General features: G+C 71.8%; 16 protein-coding genes. 12 read left to right on the top strand and 4 right to left on the bottom strand.

What is annotated here, in order from left to right; translation table 11 throughout:
- The first annotated feature begins 124 nt into the window (after window positions 1-124).
- The 3 genes from ACFV18_RS30410 to ACFV18_RS30400 all read left to right on the top strand — a co-directional run bounded on the left by ACFV18_RS30410 (window position 125) and on the right by ACFV18_RS30400 (window position 2,067).
- Window positions 125-1,210, top strand: coding sequence for a sugar ABC transporter substrate-binding protein (locus ACFV18_RS30410; RefSeq protein ID WP_380488480.1), 1,086 nt, complete (start codon window positions 125-127; stop codon window positions 1,208-1,210).
- A 190-nt stretch (window positions 1,211-1,400) separates the two neighbouring features.
- On the top strand, window positions 1,401-1,907 hold the full coding sequence (locus ACFV18_RS30405) for a hypothetical protein (RefSeq protein WP_380488478.1): 507 nt from the start codon (window positions 1,401-1,403) through the stop codon (window positions 1,905-1,907).
- A gap of 4 nt (window positions 1,908-1,911) precedes the next feature.
- Window positions 1,912-2,067 carry a hypothetical protein gene (locus ACFV18_RS30400; protein ID WP_380488476.1) on the top strand — a complete coding sequence of 52 codons (156 nt, stop codon included), beginning with the start codon at window positions 1,912-1,914 and terminating at the stop codon, window positions 2,065-2,067.
- On the opposite strand, the gene ACFV18_RS30395 is transcribed toward ACFV18_RS30400, so the two are convergent.
- Entirely contained in the window at window positions 2,061-2,372 is a 312-nt protein-coding gene (locus ACFV18_RS30395; RefSeq protein WP_380488475.1) for an EamA family transporter, read from the bottom strand. The two genes, ACFV18_RS30400 and ACFV18_RS30395, sit on opposite strands and share 7 nt — an antisense overlap.
- Before the next feature lie 170 nt (window positions 2,373-2,542).
- On the opposite strand from ACFV18_RS30395, the gene ACFV18_RS30390 reads away from it, so the two are divergent.
- The 7 genes from ACFV18_RS30390 to ACFV18_RS30360 all read left to right on the top strand — a co-directional run bounded on the left by ACFV18_RS30390 (window position 2,543) and on the right by ACFV18_RS30360 (window position 12,662).
- On the top strand, window positions 2,543-3,397 hold the full coding sequence (locus tag ACFV18_RS30390) for an Fpg/Nei family DNA glycosylase (RefSeq protein ID WP_380488473.1): 855 nt from the start codon (window positions 2,543-2,545) through the stop codon (window positions 3,395-3,397).
- A gap of 94 nt (window positions 3,398-3,491) precedes the next feature.
- Window positions 3,492-4,427: a 1-phosphofructokinase family hexose kinase gene (locus ACFV18_RS30385; protein ID WP_380488472.1), complete on the top strand. Its 936-nt coding sequence runs from the start codon at window positions 3,492-3,494 to the stop codon at window positions 4,425-4,427.
- Window positions 4,428-4,501: 74 nt separating this feature from the next.
- On the top strand, window positions 4,502-4,840 hold the full coding sequence (locus tag ACFV18_RS30380) for a deoxyxylulose-5-phosphate synthase (protein ID WP_380488470.1): 339 nt from the start codon (window positions 4,502-4,504) through the stop codon (window positions 4,838-4,840).
- Window positions 4,841-5,096: 256 nt separating this feature from the next.
- Window positions 5,097-6,107, top strand: a complete 1,011-nt coding sequence (locus tag ACFV18_RS30375; protein ID WP_380488469.1) for a hypothetical protein — start codon at window positions 5,097-5,099, stop codon at window positions 6,105-6,107.
- Window positions 6,108-6,342: 235 nt separating this feature from the next.
- Window positions 6,343-7,419 (top strand): LCP family protein, encoded by a 1,077-nt coding sequence (locus ACFV18_RS30370; protein WP_380488467.1) that lies wholly within the window; start codon window positions 6,343-6,345, stop codon window positions 7,417-7,419.
- A 16-nt stretch (window positions 7,420-7,435) separates the two neighbouring features.
- Window positions 7,436-11,236: a CDP-glycerol glycerophosphotransferase family protein gene (locus tag ACFV18_RS30365; protein WP_380488465.1), complete on the top strand. Its 3,801-nt coding sequence runs from the start codon at window positions 7,436-7,438 to the stop codon at window positions 11,234-11,236.
- Entirely contained in the window at window positions 11,229-12,662 is a 1,434-nt protein-coding gene (locus ACFV18_RS30360) for a hypothetical protein (RefSeq protein WP_380488463.1), read from the top strand. Before ACFV18_RS30365 ends, ACFV18_RS30360 begins: the two co-directional genes overlap by 8 nt.
- A gap of 9 nt (window positions 12,663-12,671) precedes the next feature.
- Here ACFV18_RS30360 and ACFV18_RS30355 read toward each other — a convergent pair whose 3' ends face one another.
- The 3 genes from ACFV18_RS30355 to ACFV18_RS30345 form a co-directional block, all read right to left on the bottom strand.
- Window positions 12,672-13,640, bottom strand: a complete 969-nt coding sequence (locus ACFV18_RS30355; protein WP_380488462.1) for an endonuclease/exonuclease/phosphatase family protein — start codon at window positions 13,638-13,640, stop codon at window positions 12,672-12,674.
- A gap of 41 nt (window positions 13,641-13,681) precedes the next feature.
- The gene (locus ACFV18_RS30350; protein WP_380488461.1) at window positions 13,682-14,674 is read right to left on the bottom strand and encodes a YdcF family protein; all 993 of its coding nucleotides are present in this window, start codon (window positions 14,672-14,674) and stop codon (window positions 13,682-13,684) included.
- 110 nt (window positions 14,675-14,784) lie between these two features.
- Window positions 14,785-16,842: an MDR family MFS transporter gene (locus ACFV18_RS30345; RefSeq protein ID WP_380488459.1), complete on the bottom strand. Its 2,058-nt coding sequence runs from the start codon at window positions 16,840-16,842 to the stop codon at window positions 14,785-14,787.
- A 121-nt stretch (window positions 16,843-16,963) separates the two neighbouring features.
- Between ACFV18_RS30345 and ACFV18_RS30340 the strand changes: the two genes are divergently transcribed.
- On the top strand, window positions 16,964-17,500 hold the full coding sequence (locus ACFV18_RS30340) for a SigE family RNA polymerase sigma factor (protein WP_380488458.1): 537 nt from the start codon (window positions 16,964-16,966) through the stop codon (window positions 17,498-17,500).
- A 131-nt stretch (window positions 17,501-17,631) separates the two neighbouring features.
- Complete coding sequence (locus tag ACFV18_RS30335; RefSeq protein WP_380488457.1) at window positions 17,632-18,843, top strand: hypothetical protein; 1,212 nt, start codon at window positions 17,632-17,634, stop codon at window positions 18,841-18,843.
- Window positions 18,844-18,893: the final 50 nt, after the last annotated feature.

Below are 18,893 nucleotides of genomic sequence, written 5' to 3'. Positions count from 1 at the left end.
GGTAACGACTTGATCCCACCACCCTGACCAATGATTTACTTCTTGACGACAAATGATGGGTGGGCTTGACTCCCCTTCACTCTCGCCGCAACGACGCGGCGCTCTCAGGGAGGCACCACCCACCATGAATTCGATGACGCGTCGACTCGTCATCGGCACGGCCGCCGTGTCGATGACGATGTCGCTCGCCGCCTGCGGAAGCGACAAACCCTCGTCCTCGGGCAGCCAGGCGATCGGCCTGCTGCTGCCCGAACGCGCTTCCTCCACCCGGTACGAGGCGTTCGACAAGCCGCTGATCGAGGCCCAGGTCAGCGGTCTGTGCACCAAGTGCACCGTCGACTACGCCAACGCCGACGGCGACGAGACGGCGCAGAAGCAGCAGTTCGACGCGCTGCTCGCCCGCGGCGTCAAGGTGATCCTGCTCGATCCGGTGAACGCCGCCGTCACCGCCCCGTGGGTGGAGCAGGCCGCCAAGAAGGGCACCAAGGTCATCGCGTACGACCGGCTGGCCGCCGGCAATGTCGCCGCGTACATCTCCTTCGACAACAAGCGCACCGGCGAACTCCAGGGCCAGGCCCTGCTGGACGCGCTGGGCAACAAGGCGGCCGGCGCCGAGGTCGTGATGATCAACGGCTCGGAGGCCGACCCGAACGCGGCCGACTTCAAGGCCGGCGCGCACCACGCGCTGGACAGCAAGGTCAAGCGGATCGCCTACGAGCAGTCCGGCGAGTGGAAGCCCGAGGTGGCCGCCGCCAAGGTCAACGAGGCGATCAACAGGCTCGGCAAGAACGGCTTCCAGGCCGTCTACTCCGCCAACGACGGCATGGCCGGCGCGATCATCGAGGAGCTGCACAAGGCCGGGCGCACCGACGTCCCGGTCGGCGGGCAGGACGCCTCGCTGGAGGCCGTCCGACGGATCCTCACCGGCGAGCAGGCCTACACCATCTACAAGCCGTACCAGCCGGAGGCCGAGGCCGCCGCCAACATGGCGGTCTACCTGGTCAAGGGCATCGACGTCACCTCGGTGGCCGCCACGATGACCGACTCGGGCGGCCGCCAGATCCCGTCCATGCTGCTCAGCCCGGTGGTCGTCACCAAGGCGAAGGTCGCCGAGACGATCGTCGCGGCCGGCCTGTACAAGGCCGACGAGATCTGCACCCCGCAGTTCGCGCAGGCCTGCCGGGCCGCGAACATCCCCGGCAACTACTGACCGGGAGGGCCGCGCCGACGCCCAGTGCGGGGACGTCGGCACGGCCCGCTCTCCGCTCCGTCACCTGGCCGGCAAGCGCCCCGGGGGTGGCTCGCAGATCACAGGACGGCGGCGAACCGGAGGCCCGGTATCCAAGCGTCCGTTCGCCGTGGTCCACTGGGCATCTTGCCGAGCGAGGGGAGCGTGCGACATGATCCTGGACCTTGATTTTCAGACCGACTACTTCCGGGCCGCCGACGAGACGGCCGTGCGGACGGTGATGGCCGACAAGGAGGCCAAGCCCGCCGAGTCGTTCGAATCCGTACGGGCCAAGCGGGTGGACCCGACCACGGTGCTGCGCCGGCTGGTCGCCGCCATCGAAACGAAGGAGTTCGAGGCCGGCGGCGCACCCGACCGGTCGATCTGGCCGACCGGACCGCAGCCCTGGGTGACCGGGGACGGGCCGGTCACCGAGATCGACCAGGAGGACCCCTGGATGACCGGGCCCTGGGTGGTGCAACTGTCCGACGAGACCCGCGACGCCCTCGCCACCATCGAGCGCAAGCGGCTGCCCGAACTCGCCGCCCGCTGGGCCCGCGCCGAGGAGCTCCGGCCCCTGCCGACCGCCGAACTCCTCCAGCTGATCCACCGCCTGGGCGTCCTCGCCCGCCGTGCCAAGAAGGCCGAGCAGCACCTGTACTGCTGCCTCTCCGGCTGAACCGGTGTCCGAACTCGAGTTCTTCCGTGCCCCGAACGCCGCCGCCGTCCTCACCACCCTCGGCGGCGGCCCCGCGCTGCCCGCGCCCGGCGGCCAGTGGTCCAGGTGGGCCACCGCGCGCTCCTGCGCCGGCCCGCCCCACCCACGAGACCGTCAGTAGGCGAACTCCAGCAGCGCGATGCCGGTCAGGACGGTGGCGCTGGCGGCCAGCCGGAGGGTGCCGAGGCGTTCGCGCAGGACGAGGGTGCCGATCAGGGCGGCGATCACGATGGAGGTCTCCCGCAGGGCGGCGATGGTGGGCAGGTCGCCGACGGTCTGGGCCCACACCACCAGGCCGTAGGCGGTGAGCGACATCAGGCCGCCGGCCACCGCCGCGGTGCGGCCCTCGCGCATGGCGGGCAGCAGGGTGCGGCCGCGGACGGCGAGGACGGCGGCGAGGACGGCCAGGCCCTGGAGGAGGAACATCCAGGCGATGTAGCCACCGGCGGAGGCCTAGGCCCGTACCCCGCTGCCGTCCGCGTCTCCCTCCGACAGCTCCCCGACCGTCCACTTGTTCAGACAACTTAGCGTGCGGCCCCGCCCATCGACCACTGCCCCGGTGGCCCGCCCGGTGGGGGCCGGGCCAGACTGGGCGGATGCCCGAACTCCCCGAAGTACAGGCGCTCGCCGAGTGGATGACCGCCCTCTGCGCCGGACGCGTGCTGGAGCGCGTGGACGTGCTGTCGATCCCCGCCCTGAAGACCTTCGACCCGCCGGTACAGGCGCTCACCGGACGGGCCGTCAGCGGCGTCACCCGGCACGGCAAGTTCCTCGACCTGGCCACCGACGGCGGCCCGCACCTGGTGGTGCACCTGGCCCGGGCGGGCTGGGTGCACCGGCGCGAGTCCTTCCCCGCCAAGCCGCCGAGCCGCCGCGGTCCGCTCGCGCTGCGGCTGGTGCTGGACGACGGCAGCGGCTTCGACCTCACCGAGCAGGGCACCACCAAGCGGCTCGCGGCCTACGTGGTGACGGACCCTCGGCAGGTTCCCGGCATCGCCCGCCTCGGCCCCGACGCGCTCACTCTCACCCCGGAGCAGCTCGCCGCCCTCGCCGCCGGGGCCCGGCACCGGCTGAAGACCTTCCTCACCGACCAGAGCGTGCTGGCCGGGATCGGCAATGCCTGGTCCGACGAGATCCTGCACACCGCCAAGCTCTCCCCCTACGCGCTGGCGGCCTCCCTGGACGCCGGACAGCTGGCCCGGCTGCACGCCGCCATCGGGCACGAACTCGGCCGCGCCCTGGAGCGGTTGCGGGCGGCCCCGGCCGGCGGGCTGAAGGCCGAGAAGAGGGCCGGTCTGGCGGTGCACGGCCGGGAGGGCGAGCGCTGCCCGGTGTGCGGGGACACGGTGCGCTCGGTGAACTTCGCCGACTCCTCGCTCCAGTACTGCCCGACCTGCCAGACCGGCGGACGGGTGCTGGCCGACCGGCGGCTGTCCCGGTTGCTCAAGTGACGCTTCACGTTCACCGGCCGGGATGCTCGAAGCTGCTCGAACATGGCTATGATCAAGCACTTTCAGTCAGCCAAGTCTTCTCGGGGCGTCCCTCATGATTCTCACCGTCACACCGAATCCGGCGTTGGACGTCACCTACTCCGTCCCCCACATCCGCCCGTATACCAGCCACCGGATCACCGGGACGGCCACCCAGGCCGGCGGCAAGGGCGTCAACGTGGCCCGGGTGCTCACCGCGCTCGGCCACCCGGCCCGCTGCGTCCTGCCGCTCGGCGGCCCCACCGGCGAGGCGGTGCGCGCCGAACTCGCCGCCGCCGGGCTCGACCACGCCGCCGTCCCGGTCGCCGGCGACACCCGCCGCACCGTGGCCGTGGTGGACACCGCCGACGCCACCATGTTCAACGAGCCCGGCCCGGTGCTCGCCGCCGCCGAGTGGGACGCCCTGCTCGCCGAGACCGAACGCCATCTCCCGCAGGCCGCCGTCCTGGTCCTCTCCGGCAGCCTCCCGCCCGGCGCCCCCGCCGACGGCTACGCCCAACTCGTCACCCTTGGGCGCGGCTTCGGCATCCCCGTGGTGCTCGACGCGGACGGCCCCGCGTTGCTCGCCGCGCTGCCCGCCCGCCCCACCGCGATCAAGCCGAACGCCGCCGAACTCACCGCCGCCACCGGCCTGCCCGACCCGCACGACGCCGCCCGCACCCTGCTCCGCCGCGGCGCCGAGTCCGTGCTCGCCTCGCTCGGCCCCGACGGCCTGCTCGCCGTGGACGCCCACGGCGCGTGGCGCTGCGCCCCGGCCTCCCCCGTCACCGGCAACCCCACCGGCGCCGGCGACTCCGCCGTCGCCGCCCTCGCCGCCGGCCTGTCCGGCAACGCCGGCTGGTCCGCGATCCTCCCCGACGCGGTGGCGCTGTCCGCCGCCACCGTCCTGCACCCCCGGGCCGGCCACTTCGACGGAGACGCCTACCGCCGCCTGCGCCAGTGCCTGACCGCCACCCGCCTCGGCGCGGGGGTATCCCCCTTCACCTGGTAACTTTCCTCCCTCGCACGCCCGTTGACGGGAAATCCGGTCGAGCCCGCCGCCCGGCGGGCCCTACCCTGACCGCCATGCCCTCCGTCAAAACCTCCTACGTCTGCCTGCCCTGCCGCGCTTCCTGGAAGCAGCCCTACCGCGAGCTGTACGAGCGGCACGACCGCCGCTGCCCGCGCTGCGCCGAGCCGCTGATCCACGTGGGCTCCGCCTTCGCCGCACCCCGGCGGCGCGACACCGCCGCCTGGCGGACCCTGTCGGTCCTGCTGAACGCCGGAATCCGCTTCCACAAGGGCTGCTGCGGCGGCCCCGGTTACCGCCCGCGCACCCTCGGCGAGGTGCGCGAGCGGATGACCCACGCCCGGCGCACGGGCGAGCCCTTCGCGCGGGCGCTGGTGCGTCCCGAACTGCCGTAGCGCCCGAGGCGGGCGTGGCGGCGCCGGGGGCCATGGTGCCGGCCGGCCTCTGACGGCACCTCGGACCCGTCAGCCGCGCGTGACGCACGTTCACTCGTCCGATGGATTGGGCCGAATGGTTCGGGAACGTACATTTGCTGCACCGGGACGTTCCCCCGAACGGGTGCATTCGCCGTCCCGGCCACCCCGAAGACTGCCTGCCCGCCCGCGCGAGACCGACGCATGCCCGTCGGCGCGAAGACTCTCGGGAGGAACCATGAACGCAGCCGCCAGCTGGGACGACATCCTGGTCCGGGACAACTTCCAGGACCTCGGACAGACCCCCACCGCCGACCCGGTCTGGGAGTCCCCGGACATCGTCCCCTTCGGCAGCGACATCCTCGACTTCGACCTGCTGGAGTCCAGCTACAACGGCCCGGACCTCGGAATTCGCCATCCCATCGTGCAGGGCAGGCTCAACCGCATCTACGTCCGCGGAAAGAACCTGCGGACCAGTTGCCCCAGCTCGGGCAACGTCAGGCTCTACTTCGCCCCCGGCGGGCTGCTCCTGGACCCGCGGGCCTGGACCCCGATCCCCGCGGAGGGCGGCGGCACCAGCGTGCCGTTCACCGTCCGCGGCGGCTCCAGGGAGATCCCGCCCGGGAAGATCTGCGTCAGCAGATCCGCGTTCCTCTTCCCGAGCGACACACCGCCGGGCCACTACTGCACGATCACCACCGTGGACACCCCCGCCCACCCGATGTCCGCGACGCTGCCCACCTTCAGCTCGCTCGTCGACTACCTGAACTGGGTCAGGTACAACCCCAACGTCGGCTGGCGCAACATCGACGTGATCCCGTGCCGGCAGACCAGCTACGTCCTCGCCAACCTGGCGATCTGCAACCTGAACAACACCCCGACCCGGTTCGTCTTCGGAATCTCCGGCACCGACCTGCCGGACGGCACCGCGACCTTCTCCAACACCGACCAGCAGGCCCCGTTCAGCCTGACGGCGCAGGTCTACTCGCCCGGTACCGACGAGGGGTACACGCGCTCGATCCTGCTGCCCGCCAACTACTCCGGCACCGTCACGGTCGTGGTCCGGTTCGACCAGCCCCTCCCGTGCGACGCCCGGATCGTGCTGCGGGCCTACAACCCGGTGACCAACAATCCCGGAGCGCTGGAACGGCGACTCGCCGTCCCGCTCACCGGCGTGCCGGAACTCGCGGACGCCCTGTTCCTCGAACTCGGCGCGTACACCTTCGTCGCCACGGACACCGGCCCCTGACGCCAGCCGACCCTCAGTCAAGCTTGGGAGTCTCTCGGCCACTTGACGCCACATCATCAAATGTCACCCTCCGTAGGAGCAGAAAGGCGCACAGTCACGGAGCGTGATGTGAGGGAAACGCAAAGAGTCGGTATCGGTCTGTGATCAAAAAACCAACAGGCCATGAAAAACACCGTGAGAGCATGACCCCTCCGGGCACGCACCGTAGCCCGTGAACTGGGAGGATGCTCGATCCATGGCGCAGACCGACGGCGTGTCGGCCGGACCCAAGACCGACGCTGCCGCCGCCCCGGGCCGGCGGCCGAAGCCGCGTCGCCGGGGTCGGCGGGTTCTGCTGATCGGCGGCGGCGTGGTGCTGGCACTCGGTCTGGCCGTCGGCGGTACCGGGCTGTGGATGTACCGCCACCTGGAGGGCAACCTCGACACCGTCGACATCGACAAGGTGCTCGGCGAGGACCGGCCGGCCGCACTGCCCACCGGCGCGCAGGACATCCTGGTACTCGGTTCGGACTCCCGCAGCGGCGACAACGGCGAGCTGGCGGGCGGCGATGTGGGCGGCACCGCCCGCTCGGACACGGCGATGCTGGTGCACATACCGCAGGGCCGCGTCAACGCCACCGTGGTCAGCATCCCCCGCGACACCATGGTGGCCCGGCCGGCCTGCACCACCGCCGACGGCAAGCAGATCCCGGCCGCGCCCCGGGTGATGTTCAACTCGGTCTACACCACGGCCGGTCCGGCCTGCGTGGTGAAGACCGTCGAGACCATCACCGGCCTGCGGATGACCCACTACGTCGAGATCGACTTCGCCGGGTTCAAGGAACTCGTGGACGCGATGGGCGGCGTGGAGATCACCACCGACGTCGCCATCGACGACAAGTACAGCGGCCTGCACCTGCCCGCCGGCACCCACACCCTGGACGGCACCCAGGCGCTCGCCTTCGTCCGCACCCGGCACGGCATCGGCGACGGCAGCGACCTCGGCCGGATCGGCCTGCAGCAGAAGTTCCTGCTCTCCGTCCTCTCCCAGCTCCAGCGCAAGGGCACCCTCTCCAGCCCGACCAAGGCGTACGGGGTGGCGAACGCGGCCACCAAGGCGCTGACCACCGACACCGACCTCGGCTCGCTGAGCGGCCTGCTCGACTTCGCGCAGAGCATGAAGGGCCTGCAGCCCGAGCGGATGAAGACCGTGCTGCTCCCCGTGGTCACCGACCGGATCGACCACAACCGGGTGGTCGCCGACGAGCCCCGCGCGCAGAAGCTCTGGCAGGCGCTGCGCGAGGACAAGCCCGTCCCGGCCACCGCAGGCTGACGGAGGAGCGGATCCCGTGCGTGCCCACCGACCGAGGCTGAGCGTCGTCGTCCCGTTCCAGGACGTCGAGATGTACCTCGCCGAATGCCTGGAGTCCATCGCCCGGCAGTCGTTCCGCGACTTCGAGGTGATCCTGGTGGACGACGGCTCGACCGACGGCTCCACCGCGATCGCGCGGGCGATGTGCGCCCGGGACGCGCGGTTCCGGCTGATCCGGCAGGACGCGAACGGCCCGGGCCACGCCCGCAACACCGGCCTGCGCGCACTGCACCCCGAGGCCGAGTTCCTGGTGTTCGCCGACGGCGACGACGTGGTGCCCGAGCACGCCTACGAGACGCTGCTGCGCACCCTGGAGGAGTCCGGCTCGGACTTCGTCTCCGGCAACGTGCAGATGATGAACTCCACCAGGAAGTGGCAGTCTCCGCTGCACAAGGGCCCGATGGAGGCCAACCGGCGCGGCACCCACATCACCAGGTTCGAGAAGCTGATCTACGACCGCACGGTGTGGAACAAGCTGTTCCGGCGCAGCTTCTGGGACTACTACTACATCGAGTTCCCCGAAGGGGTCCTGTACGAGGACTCCTGGGTCAACATGTTCGCCCACTTCCGGGCGGCCAAGGTCGACACCATCACCGACGTCGTCTACTACTGGCGCCGCCGCGAGGGCAACGCCGCGCCCTCCATCACCCAGCGCCACCACGAGATCGACAACCTGCGCGACCGGGTCTCCGCCGTGCTGTCCGTCAGCCGCTTCCTCGGGCAGCACCGCTCGAAGAGCTTCGCCGAGTCCAAGCGCAAGTACGACCTGGCCTGCCTCACCTCCGACCTGATGCTCCACCTGAAGGCGCTGCCCGACGGCGACGAGGAGTACCGGCTCTCCTTCGTCCAGTGGACCAACGAGTTCCTCGACGAGGCCGGCGAGGACCTGATCGACGAACTGCCCGCCGAGGCCCGGGTGAAGTGGCTGCTGGTGCGCCGCCGCAAGCTCCAGGAGCTGCTCGACGTGGTCGAGTTCGAGCGGCGCGGCGGCCCGATGCCGGTCCAGCGCCGCTTCCACCGCTACCTCAAGTACCCGCACCTCGGCGACCGCCGGGTCGGCATCGGCCGCAAGGCGTACCGGCTCGGCAAGGAGCTGTCCCTGCACGGCTCGATCGGCGAAGTCCGCTGGGACGGCGACCGGTTGGAGCTCTCCGGCAGCGCCTACATCCGCTTCGTCAACGTCCACAAGCGGCACATGTCGGTCAAGGCCCTCGCCCTGCGCAACACCAAGCAGGACCGGATGCTGCTGGTCCCCACCCGCACCGTGTACGCCCCGCAGGCCACCGAGCACTCCAACCAGAACCGTTACTGCTACGACTGGTCGGGCTTCAGCGCGAGCTTCGACACCAACCGGCTCAAGCAGAAGGGCCAGTGGGTGGAAGGCACCTGGGACGTCGCCGCCGGCGTGCTCAGCCGCGGCCTGTTCCGCTACCGGGGCCTGGACCGCGGCAGCGTCGGCAGCGCCGCCAACCCGCCGTACCGGTATGTCGACAAGAACACCCGGGTGCTGCCGCTGTTCGTGCAGAACCGGCTCAAGCTCCGCGTCGAGGTGGTCCGTTGCCGGATCACCGGCCACCGCATCGTCGGCGACCGGCTCGAACTGCGCGGCGTCCACCTCGGCCCCAGCGTCCCCGAGAGCGGCGAGCTGCGCCTGGTCAGCCTCGGCGGCGCGGGCCGCACCCAGGCTCCCGTCCACTTCACCCCGGGCGGTGAGGGCTGGTGCACCTTCACCGTCCGCGTCCCGCTGCGCTCCCTGGTGCCCGCGCACCGCGGCGAGGGCGCCGACCAGGCCGTTCCGCAGTCCTGGGACCTCGGCGCCAACGGCTGGAAGACCACCTTCCACGTCGCCGGACGCAAGCTGACGATGTATCCGGTGATGGCCGAGAACACCCCCGACGGCCACCACCGCCTCCCCGGCAGCCTGCAGACCGCCGAGGGCGACCGCGAACTCGTGGTCCACCGCAACGGCTCCGGCTACCTGGTGCTGTTCGAGCGCGCCACCCTCCCGCTGGTCACCCGCCACGCCTGGGAGGACGACGGCACCCTGGAGCTCGTCGGCCGCTACCCCGCCCTGCACCTGGTCCCCGCCGAGCGGCGCCACCAGGTCCACCTGGTGCTGCGCTCGCGCGCCCAGGGCACCGAACGCGTCGTCCCGCTCGACCTGATCGGCGAGCACTTCCGGGCCCGCTTCGCCCCCGCCCGGATCCGCACCCTGGCCGGCACCGTCCCGCTCGCCGCCGGCCGCTGGGACCTCTACCTGCGCCGCCAGGACCCCGCCCGCACCGCACCGGCCGACCGCCTGCCCGACCTGATGCTCAAGCTGGAGCAGGACGTCATCCCCGGCCTCCCGCAGGCCGTGGAGAGCGACGGGCGCGGCTACGAGATCCAGGCCGAGAGCTACGACCGGCTCTCGCTCCAGGTCCACTCCGCGATGCCCGACCACGCCCGCGGCCCCTACCGGCAGAAGCTGCTGCGCACCAAGGCCTACCCCGCCGCCCGCCAGCAGCCCGTCCGGCCCGCCGTGCTGTTCGATGCCTTCAAGGGCACCCAGTACTCCGACAGCCCGCGCGCCGTCCACGAGGAACTGGTGCGCCGCCGCGTGCCGTTGGAGCACCTGTGGGTGGTCAGGGACGACCAGGTGGACGTCCCCGACACGGCCCGCGCCGTGCGCATGTGGTCGCCCGAGTGGTACGAGGCGCTCGCCACCAGCCGCTACATCGTGGCCAACAACCACCTGCCGGACTGGTTCCGCAAGCGCCCCGGCCAGGTCGTCGTGCAGACCTGGCACGGCACCCCGCTGAAGAAGATCGGCCACGACATCGAGGCCGTCCACTTCGCCGACAAGCGCTACCTGGAACGCCTGGCCACCGAGGTCGAGAACTGGGACCTGCTGGTCTCCCCGAACACCTTCTCCACCCCGATCCTGCGCCGCGCCTTCGGCTTCCCCGGCGAGATCGTCGAATGCGGCTACCCGCGCAACGACGTGCTGCGCCGCCCGGGCACCGGGCACCGTGCCGCCGCGATCCGCCGCCGGATCGGCATCCCCGAGGGCAAGCGGGTCGTCCTGTACGCCCCCACCTGGCGCGACGACCAGTACTACGCGCCCGGCCGGTACAAGCTCGACTTCCGGATCGACCTGGACGACGCCCGGGCCCGGCTCGGCGCGGACCACGTACTGCTGGTCCGCCGCCACCCCAACGTCGTGGACCCCGTCCCCGGCGCGGGCGACGGCTTCGTCCACGACGTCTCCGACTACCCCGACATGGCCGACCTGTCGCTGATCACCGATGTGATGATCACCGACTACTCCTCACTGATGTTCGACTTCGTCAACACCGGCCGGCCCATCCTGTTCTTCACCTACGACCTGGAGCACTACCGCGACACCCTGCGCGGCTTCTACTTCGACTTCGAGACCAGCGCCCCCGGGCCGCTGCTCGCCGAGTCCGCCCAGCTGATCACCGCGATCCGCCACGCCGACGGGGTGCGGGCCCGCTACGCCGAGCGCTACCGGCGCTTCCAGCACGACTACTGCGACCTCGACGACGGCCGCGCCTCCGCCCGGCTGGCCGACCGGCTGCTGATCGCCGGCGGCGACCTCGACGCGCCGGCCCCTGCGGCCGGGCCCCGGCACGACCCGGGCGTCCACGACACCTTCGAGGGCGTCCCCTGGCCGCTGCCCGCCGGCCTCACCGCCCCCACCGACCCCGACGGAGCCGCCGCCCGGCTCCGCGACCTGCAGCACATGCGCAGAGGAACGGACCCCCACCGTGTCTGACAAGTCCCGCACCCGCCCCGTCGTCGAAGGCCGGGACGCGAGCGGGCCCGTCCCCGTCGAGTACCGGTTCAGCCACGCCCGCAACGGCACCCGGCACCTCGTCGTGGTGTTCGCCAACTTCTCCGCCCCGCAGGACTACGGCTTCTCCAACGGCGTCCTCGACCAGGTCCGCGCCAACATCCTGTGGATCCGCGACCGGTTCGACGGCGGCAACACCTACTACCTGTGCAGGAACATGGACTTCGGCGTCGAGCACGCCGTCGCCGCGCTCATCGCCAGGTTCGTCCACGCCCTCGGCCTCACCGCCGACCAGGTCACCATGTTCGGCGGCTCCAAGGGCGGCACCGCGGCCCTCCAGTTCGCGCTGCGGCACGGCTACGGCAACGTCATCGCCGTCGTCCCGCAGTTCCTCGTCGGCACCGACCTGTACGAACACCGGCCCGCCACCGCCGCCCTGATGATGGGGCAGGTGACGCCCGAGAAGGTCGCCGTCCTCGACGCGGTGCTGCCCGAACTGGTCGCCACCACCCCGTACCGGCACACCAACGTCTACCTCGTCACCTCGCCCCAGGACGAGCACTACCCGCGCCAGCTCGCCCCGTTCGTCGAACTGTTCCGCGACTACCCGAGCTTCCACCTGGTGTACAACGACTCCCCGCTGATCACCGGCCACAACACCGTCACCCCGCGCACCCTGCCGTCCGTCATGGCACTGCTCAACCTGCTCGTCGCCGGCATCACCCCGCGCCTCGGCCAGGTCCGCACCGGCGGCGAACAACCCGACCGGGACACCACCGCGATCGACGCGCTGCTCGCCGGCACCGACCGCTTCCCCCCGCCCCGGGTCGACTTCCCCGCGCCCGGAACCACCGTCCCCGGGCACGCCGTCGCCATCGGCGGCCACGCCCCCGGCGCGGCGCGGGTCAGCATCTGGCTGAGCGGCAAGTACATGGGCTCCGGGCCGACCGACGCCGCGGGCCGCTGGGAACGCCGCTTCACCCTCCCCTGGGAAGCCGGCCAGTACACCCTCAAACTGTTCGGCGTCGCCGCCGACGGCGAGCAGAGCACCCGCACCGAGCACACCCTCACCGTCACCGAGCCCGCCCCACCGCTGCCCGCGCCCGTCGTCACCGACCCCGCCGACCAGAGCTACGTGCCCGGCCCCGCCGTCCGGCTGACCGGTTACGCCCCGGACGGCGCCGACCGGGTCGAACTCGCCATCGGGGAGCACCCGCTGGGCACCGCACCCGTCCAGGACGGCCTGTGGAGCTGGCAGCCCGCCTGGGAGTGGCGCGGCGGCGGACACACCGTCGAGGTCCGCGCCACCGCCCCCGACGGCCGCGTCTCGGCGCCCGGCCAGGTCACCTTCGTGGTGGCCGGTGCGCTCGCCCGCGACGCCGACTTGCAGCAGCGGTACGGCGGTTGACGCTCCCCCTCAGAGCGCGGCGGCGACGCTGAGCAGCTGCGCCCGGTGGTCGGAGAAGCCGGTGTCCACCAGGGAGCAGCCGTGCCGGGGCAGCGCGGTGAACAGGTAGTCCAGCTTGAGCCCGTTCTCGTGGGTGGGCGCGAAGCCGCTGCGCTGGTCCGGCGCGCGCTGGGCGCACTCCTGGACGGTGTCGAAGTAGGCCGCCGGCCAGATCCAGGCGTCCTTGTAGTGCGGGCCGGGCGGCGAGGAGTTGAAGTCGCCGCCGAACACCGAGCCGTCCGTCCCGGCCGCCTCGATCAGCGCCGAGAGCTGGTCGTCGCGGAGCTCGGCAGCGCGGTCGGACCGGTCGGCGGGCGGCAGCGAGAGGTGCGCGACGCACAGCCGCAGGCCCGCACCGCTCGTGGCGGCGGCGGCGGTGGCGGTGGCGCACAGGATGCCGCGGCGCAGGCCGTGCTCGGGCTGGGGTGCGGCGACCGGCGCGATGTCCGTGAGCGGGGCGGCCGCCAGGATGCCGATGCCCGCCTCGCCTCGTCCGCCGCCGCAGTCCACGGGCGTGCGGGCGCCCGTCGCGTCCGCCTGCTCGTACGGCTGGAAGGCGAGCTGCCAGTCGGCGCCGAGCCCGGCCCGGGCCCGGTCCAGGTCGCCCCGGCAGGCCTCCTGCACCAGGATCACCCGGGCCCCGTGCTCCTTCGCCAGCGAGCGCAGCACGCCGGCCTTCTGCTCACCGCCGCCGTACTCGCCGCAGCCCCAGGCGCTCACCCCGCACATGTTCCAGGTCGCCACCGTCAGCCGCGGCCCGCCCGCCCCGAGCGCCGACTCCGCCCCGTGCCGCACGGCGGGCACCAGCCCGAGCAGCAGCACCCCCGCCGCCGCGCCCAGCAGCATCCGCAGGCGGCGCCGCACCGGAGGCCCCGGGACAGTGGCGTTGTTGGGCGGCACGACATCCCCCGAGCGCTGAACGGTGAAGGCGCCCAGCATAACTTTGCCCCCGAACCACCCTTCGCCCGGTGCTCCGATCGCTAAGCGGTGACGGAGACCAGGGAGAGCAGCCCGCAGACCGTCAGGTTGATCCACTTGTGGGTGGCGAGCACGGCGACGAACTCGCGGATGGTGGCGCTGGGCCAGAAGTAGGCGGCGGTCGGGGAGCCCGCGACCTGGCCGTTGAGGGATTCCTGGCGGGCCAGGAGGGCGGCGCGGAAGGCGTGGAAGTTGTTGGTGACCACGATGCAGCGGTAGGCGGGGTTGGCGGCGGTCATCAGCTCGCGGGAGAAGCGGAGGTTCTCCTCGGTGGTGCGGGAGCGGTCCTCCAGGAGGATCCGGTCGGCGGGGAAGCCGCGGTCGGTGAGGTAGGCGGCCATCGCGTGGGCTTCGGGGAGCTGTTCGTCGGGGCCCTGGCCGCCGGAGACGATCAGCAGCGGCGGGCGGCCGTTCGCGGCCTGGCGCTCGTACAGGGCGCGGCCGCGTTCGAGGCGGCTGGCCAGCAGCGGCGGGACGCGGGTGCCGCCGAGCAGTCCGGAGCCGAGGACGACGACGTAGTCCACGTCCTGACGCGGGATCAGCCGGCCGTACAGGTAGGCGTATCCGATGAAGCAGAGGAAGAGGAAGGACAGGTAGCAGGCGAGCAGGAAGACGGTGCGGGCGATCACCGCGAGGATCTGCGAGTCGGCCTGGCTGGCGGCGATCAGCAGGGCGACGACCACCAGGATGCCGAGGCCGCAGAGCAGCGACAGCAGATTGGCGAGCCGTCGGCCTTCCTTGCGGATCATCTTGAAACCGTTGGAGATCAGCAGGCCGGAGAGCACCAGGGTGGCGACGGTGGGAGAGAGGACGACCGCGATCAGGAAGACTTCGACGAAGACGGAGCCGGTCCTGCCGAGGGTGACGAGCAGGGCGAAGGCAAGGAAGGTGACGGCGAGTCCGAGGTACACGGCGTTTCTGAAACGGCGCCGGTCGCGCTGTACGCCGACGGCGGTCAGGAGCAGGAAGAAGATCGCGGGGGCGTACAGGAGCATGGGGGTCAGTTTATGGGGCGGCATGATCCGAACCGCCTCGAAACCTGGGAAACAAAGACAAGCGGGCCGACATTCGCATGAAACGACGGCCGATCGCCGTGGCCGGGCAGTCAGAGACGGGCTGGCGCGCCGCTCTGCGGAAACCCTTCGGCAAGGTCCTCGGCGATCATGCGTTTGGCGATGGTGTCGGCGGCGGCCCGCAGTTCGGCGCTGCGGGGGCGGCCGATGTCCTGCTCCAGGCGGTGGCACAGCCACTGGGACCAGGCGCGGTTGATCGTCGCGGCTTCCCGCTCGCCGGCCTCGGTGTGCGCGTAGAAACCCCCGTGGGCCTCCAGGAACCCTTCGGCGACCATCCGGTCGAACACCGGCTGGAGGACCTCCGGGGGGATCCGGCGGCGGGCGGCGATCAGGTTGAGGGTGGCGTGGCCGACGCTGCGGGTGAACAGATCGACCTGCATGACGGCCCAGGCGCCGGCCATGTCGAGCCGGGTGCCGGAGGATTGAACGAGTTGCCGGGCGGTGTCCAGTCCGACGCCGCCGAGGAGTTTGGCGACGGAGAGTTCGAGCAGCTTGGCGGAGTCGCCGGAGGAGGGCTGCGCGAAGCCCTCGCCCATGTCGGTGCAGGTGGCGCGGGCCGAGTCGCGGAGTTCGACCTGCTTGAGGAAGAGCGCGACCACGAAGCCGAGCAGCGCCACCGGCACCGTCCACAGGAACACGGTGTGCAGCGAGTCCGCGTACGCCCCGATGACCGGTTCGGCCGCGGCCGGCGGCAGCCCCTGGACGCCGTGCGGGCTCTGCGCGCGGACGGCGAGCTGCTCGGGGCTCTCACCGGTGGCCCGGGCGGCCGCGGCGACGCCGTCGGCCAGGTTGGTCCGCAGCGCGTTGGTGTAGATGGTGCCGAACACGGCGGTGCCGAACGAGGAGCCGAGGGTGCGGAAGAAGGTGACGCCGGAGGTGGCGGTGTCGAGGTCGGCGTAGTCGACGGTGTTCTGCACGGCGATGGTGAGCACCTGCATGCACAGGCCGATGCCGGTACCGAGCACGAACATGTAGAGGCTGGCCAGCCAGGCGCTGGTGCCGGCGTTCAGCAGCGAGAGCAGGTACAGGCCGAGCGCCATCACCAGCGAGCCGACGATCGGGAAGATCCGGTACTGGCCGGTCTTGGACACCGTGTTGCCGCTGAAGACGGACGCGATCAGCAGGCCGAGCACCAGCGGCAGGGTCCGCACGCCGGAGACGGTCGCCGAGTCGCCGTCCACGTACTGCAGGAAGGTCGGCAGGAAGGTCATCGCGCCGAGCATGGCGAAGCCGACGATGAAGCTGAGCACCGAGCAGACCGTGAACACCTGGTTGCGGAACAGCCGCATCGGCAGGGTGGGTTCGGCGGCGCGGGTCTCCACCCAGCAGAACAGGCCGAGCGCGACCACACCGCCGACGAACAGGCCGATGATGACGGGCGAGCTCCACGCGTACTCGTTGCCGCCCCAACTGGTCGCCAGAATAAGGGCGCTGGCGCCGATCGCGACCAGCACGATGCCCAGGTAGTCGATCACCGGGCGGGCGGCGGAGCGCACCACCGGGATGGAACGGGCGGCAGCGATCACCACCAGGACGGCGATCGGCACGTTGACGTAGAACGCCCAGCGCCAGGACAGATGGTCGGTGAACAGCCCGCCCAGCAGCGGGCCGATCACGGTGGCGACACCGAACACCGCGCCGATCGCGCCCTGGTACTTGCCGCGTTCGCGCAGCGGAATGACATCGGCGATCAGCGCCATCGAAGTGACCATCAGGCCGCCCGCGCCGACGCCCTGCACGGCCCGCCAGGCGATCAGCAGCGTCATGTTGGTGGCGAGGCCGCACAGGAAGGAGCCGGTGATGAAGACGATCGCGGAGACCTGGAAGACCACCTTGCGGCCGAACAGGTCACCGAACTTGCCGACCAGCGCCGTGGTGACGGTCTCCGCGAGCAGATAGGACGTCACCACCCACGACATGTGCGCGGCGCCGCCGAGGTCCGCGACGATGGTGGGCAGCGCGGTGCCGACGATGGTCTGGTCGAGGGCGGCCAGCAGCATGCCGAGCACGATGGTGCCGAACACGACGTTCCGCTGCCGCCGGTCGAGGACGGGCGGGGCGGCCTGACTGGGCTCGCTGGTGGTGGTCACCACGGCATCGTCACACTTTGACCCGTTCTGTCCGTTCCGACACCCCGTTCGGCTGAAAAATGATCGATCAGCGTTTGTTCGACAGTGCGACAAGAGTGAAGTCCCACCGCGTTAGAGGGGCATGGACAGCACGACGACGACCGGCGCCGACGGCGGCCCCCCGGAGTTCCGGGACTTCGCCGCCGCCCGCAGCCGCCACCTGGTGCGCACCGCCTACCTGCTGACCGGCGGCGACGCCCACCTCGCCGAGGACCTCGCGCAGGAGGCACTCGGCAAGCTCTACGGCAGCTGGCGACGGGTCTCCCGGATGGCGAACCCGGCCGGGTACGCCCGCACCGTCCTGGTCAACACCTTCCTCAGCCACCGGCGCCGGCGCAGCAGCCGCGAACACGTCACCGACACCTTCGCCGAATCCGCCACGCCCGCCATGCCCGCCGCCGACCCCGCGCTGCGCGTGACCCTGCTCCAGGCACTCGCCGAACTGCCGCAGCAGGACCGGGCGGTGCTCATCCTGCGCTACTGGGAGGACCTGGGTGTGGAGGAGACCGCCACCGCCCTGCGACTCACCCCGAGCGCCGTTCGCTCCCGCGCCGCCCGCGCACTCAGCCGCCTGCGCGGCCGCCTCGGCGAGCAGTTCGACGAGCTCGTCCGGCCCTGACGTTTCCTTCCGTCTCTCCCGGAGCCGTCTGCGCGCCCACCAAGGCGGGCAGTTCGGCGAGCTCCTCCCCTGACGTTCCCTCCGCACTTTCCCGCCGCACGTTCCCTCCGCACCGTTTCCGGAGAATGCCGATGACTTCCGAAGAGGACTTCGCCCGCGCCCTGCGGGCCTCCGCCGCGCACGCCCCCGAACCGCCCACCGAGCTGTTCGCGCTGGCCGCCGAACGCCGCGGCCGCACCCGGGTGCGGCGGCGCCGGGCGGCCGGGGCCTCGGCGCTCGCCCTGGTCGCCGCGGCCGGGTGCGCGCTGGCCCTGCTGCCCGACCGCTCCCCGGCACGCCCCGCACCGGCCGCCACGCCCGTCGGCCAGACGTTCATGTCCGACACCCTGAGCTCACTGATGCCCGCCGACGGCCGGGTCACCGACCTCTCGGGCACCTCGCCCGACGATCTGCAGCCCGGCCACACCCCGATGGCCTGGCTGGACTACGACGACGGCAACGGTCCGGCCCGGCTACTGCTGACCATCGACCGACTGCCCACCCCGCTCGGCGACGGTGCCGCCGCCCTGCAGTGCCCCGACACCCTCGCCCGGCCGACCGCCACCTGCGAGCTCGCCACCCGCCCGGACGGCTCGCGCCTGGTCACCACCGCGACCGCCCCACGCTGGGACGGCGACGACCGCAGCTGGACGGTGACGTTCGCCGACCCCGACGGCCGGATGGTCAGCGCCACCGAGATCGCCTCCGGCCGCCCGGGCCACCCGGCCCGCGAGCAACCGCCACTCACCCGGGAACGACTGCTGGCCGTGGCCACCTCCGACGCCTGGCGGCCGGCCTTCACCGTCCTTCCCGCCTCCACCGTGCCGCCCGCCGCACCCGTCGGCGGCCCCGCCATGCTCACCGCCCTGCACACCGCGCTGCCCGCCGGGGCCACCTTCGACCCGGGCACGGGCACGCAGGAAACCCCGGGACGGGTGCACGGAACGGTCTCCCTCGGCGGCCACACCAGCCAACTGGTGGTCTCCGTCGAACACGGCTGGCAGCGCGGCTTCCCCGTCGAACCGGCCACCAGGTTCCGCAACTTCGGGTTCGACGGGAGCTTCAGCCAGACCCCGGACGGAACCCTGCGCTTCGTCAAGGAGGTCCCTGTTCCCGGCCCCGACGGCACCAAGGACACCCAGGGCACCGAGCGGATCGCGGGCGCGCTGCTCCCCGACGGCACCATGGTCACCGCCAAGATCTGGACGTACGGGCCCGACCACCAGGTCACCGCATTCCCCCCGGCGCTCAGCAGTGAGCAGCTGGTCGCGCTGGTCACCGTCCCGTCCTGGGCGCACGCCTGACGTCCTGCGGGGGCGGGGCCGGGGGGGGGCGCGGCGCCCCCCCGCGCCCC

The organism is Kitasatospora sp. NPDC059673 (genome assembly GCF_042734215.1).
Taxonomy (GTDB): Bacteria; Actinomycetota; Actinomycetes; order Streptomycetales; family Streptomycetaceae; genus Kitasatospora.
This window is presented reverse-complemented; position numbering and strand designations above follow the sequence as displayed.

Excerpts from the sequence above, each read along its gene's own strand:
- ACFV18_RS30410 (WP_380488480.1), top strand. The coding sequence starts at position 125 with ATGAATTCGATGACGCGTCGACTCGTCATCGGCACGGCCGCCGTGTCG.
- ACFV18_RS30405 (WP_380488478.1), top strand. The coding sequence starts at position 1,401 with ATGATCCTGGACCTTGATTTTCAGACCGACTACTTCCGGGCCGCCGAC.
- ACFV18_RS30395 (WP_380488475.1), bottom strand. The coding sequence starts at position 2,372 with ATGTTCCTCCTCCAGGGCCTGGCCGTCCTCGCCGCCGTCCTCGCCGTC.
- ACFV18_RS30390 (WP_380488473.1), top strand. The coding sequence starts at position 2,543 with ATGCCCGAACTCCCCGAAGTACAGGCGCTCGCCGAGTGGATGACCGCC.
- ACFV18_RS30385 (WP_380488472.1), top strand. The coding sequence starts at position 3,492 with ATGATTCTCACCGTCACACCGAATCCGGCGTTGGACGTCACCTACTCC.
- ACFV18_RS30380 (WP_380488470.1), top strand. The coding sequence starts at position 4,502 with ATGCCCTCCGTCAAAACCTCCTACGTCTGCCTGCCCTGCCGCGCTTCC.
- ACFV18_RS30375 (WP_380488469.1), top strand. The coding sequence starts at position 5,097 with ATGAACGCAGCCGCCAGCTGGGACGACATCCTGGTCCGGGACAACTTC.
- ACFV18_RS30370 (WP_380488467.1), top strand. The coding sequence starts at position 6,343 with ATGGCGCAGACCGACGGCGTGTCGGCCGGACCCAAGACCGACGCTGCC.
- ACFV18_RS30355 (WP_380488462.1), bottom strand. The coding sequence starts at position 13,640 with ATGCTGGGCGCCTTCACCGTTCAGCGCTCGGGGGATGTCGTGCCGCCC.
- ACFV18_RS30350 (WP_380488461.1), bottom strand. The coding sequence starts at position 14,674 with ATGCTCCTGTACGCCCCCGCGATCTTCTTCCTGCTCCTGACCGCCGTC.
- ACFV18_RS30340 (WP_380488458.1), top strand. The coding sequence starts at position 16,964 with ATGGACAGCACGACGACGACCGGCGCCGACGGCGGCCCCCCGGAGTTC.
- ACFV18_RS30335 (WP_380488457.1), top strand. The coding sequence starts at position 17,632 with ATGACTTCCGAAGAGGACTTCGCCCGCGCCCTGCGGGCCTCCGCCGCG.